The sequence below is a fragment of the Streptomyces sp. NPDC002130 genome, assembly GCF_040296465.1.
GTDB lineage: Bacteria > Actinomycetota > Actinomycetes > Streptomycetales > Streptomycetaceae > Streptomyces.
Genome location: NZ_JBEOXI010001015.1, coordinates 1 through 1,223, shown reverse-complemented (window position 1 = coordinate 1,223; position 1,223 = coordinate 1). Strand labels below are relative to the sequence as shown.

At 64.8% G+C, this 1,223-nt stretch carries 1 protein-coding gene; it reads left to right on the top strand.

The window, feature by feature from the left end:
• Positions 1-146: 146 nt before the first annotated feature.
• A partial coding sequence (locus ABT116_RS47950; protein ID WP_351647787.1) for an ABC transporter substrate-binding protein occupies positions 147-1,223 on the top strand: 1,077 nt, incomplete at its 3' end.

Genomic DNA, 1,223 nt, shown 5'->3' with positions numbered 1-1,223 from the left:
GGTTTTGAATGAGTCGCAGTTCTCGGCGCGGTCACCGCAAGGTTGCCGCCGTCGCGCTGGCAGTCTCCGCCGGCCTGTTCGTCTCGTCGTGCGCTGACAGCGGGAACGGGGGTGGGAGCGGCGACGCACCGGAGTCCGGTTCAGGATTGTCCATCGGCCCGGTCAACGAGCAATCCGGCGAGGGCGACCCGGTCAAGGGCGGCACGCTCACGTTCAGCGGGTACTCCGCCGTCACGAATCTCGACCCCGCGAAGACTCAGATCGCCGGTTCGGTCGCCGGTTCGGAGTTGGGCGCGATCTACGACACGCTCCTGCGGTACGACCCGGCGTCCAAGGAATTCGTTCCGAAGCTCGCCGAATCGATGGAGCCGAGTTCGGACTTCAAGACATGGACCCTCGAACTGCGCGACGGCGTGAAGTTCAGCGACGGCACCCCGGTGGATTCGGCGGCCGTCTCGGCGAGCCTCAATCGTTACGTCACCAACAAGGGACCGCAGTCGAGTCTGTACGCGTCGAAGGTCGCGTCGGTAGACACTCCGGATCCGTCGACGGTCGTCTTCAATCTCGTCGACCCCTGGACCGGTATCGAGTCACTGCTCTCCACCGGTCCCGGCATGATCGTCGCGCCGAGCGCCCAGCAGGGCGATCAGTTCACCCCGATCGGCGCCGGTGCGTTTACTCTCGAGAAGTTCGCTCCCAACGAGGAATTGATCCTCGACGCTCGGGAAGACTACTTCGACGGCGCCCCGAACGTGGACAAGCTGCGGTTGATCAGCATCGTCGGTTCGCAGTCCACCACCGAATCGCTCAAGAGTGGCGGCACGGACGTCGCGTACATGCGGTCGCTACCGAACGTGCTGGATCTGATCGATTCCGGCTACCCGGGCTTCGTCGACATCCCGTCGCTGTCGTACCTCTCGCTGGTCAACACGGCTCCCGGTCGTCCCGGTGCCGACGTGCGAGTACGCCAGGCCTTGGCCCTCGCAACCGATCCCGTCGCACTCGACAACCGACTCAACGAAGGTAAGGGTCTGCCCGGGCAGGTCATCTTCCAGGACACCTCTCGCTGGCACAACGACGTCGCTCCGATGGGAGTCGACACCGCCAAGGCGAAGCAGCTTCTCGACGAGGCCAAGGCCGACGGTTTCGACGGCACGGCTCTCCGCCTCCGGGGTGGGGGATGCATGGTGCTGGTTCCTCCTTGCGGCTCGGAGAAGTCAAGG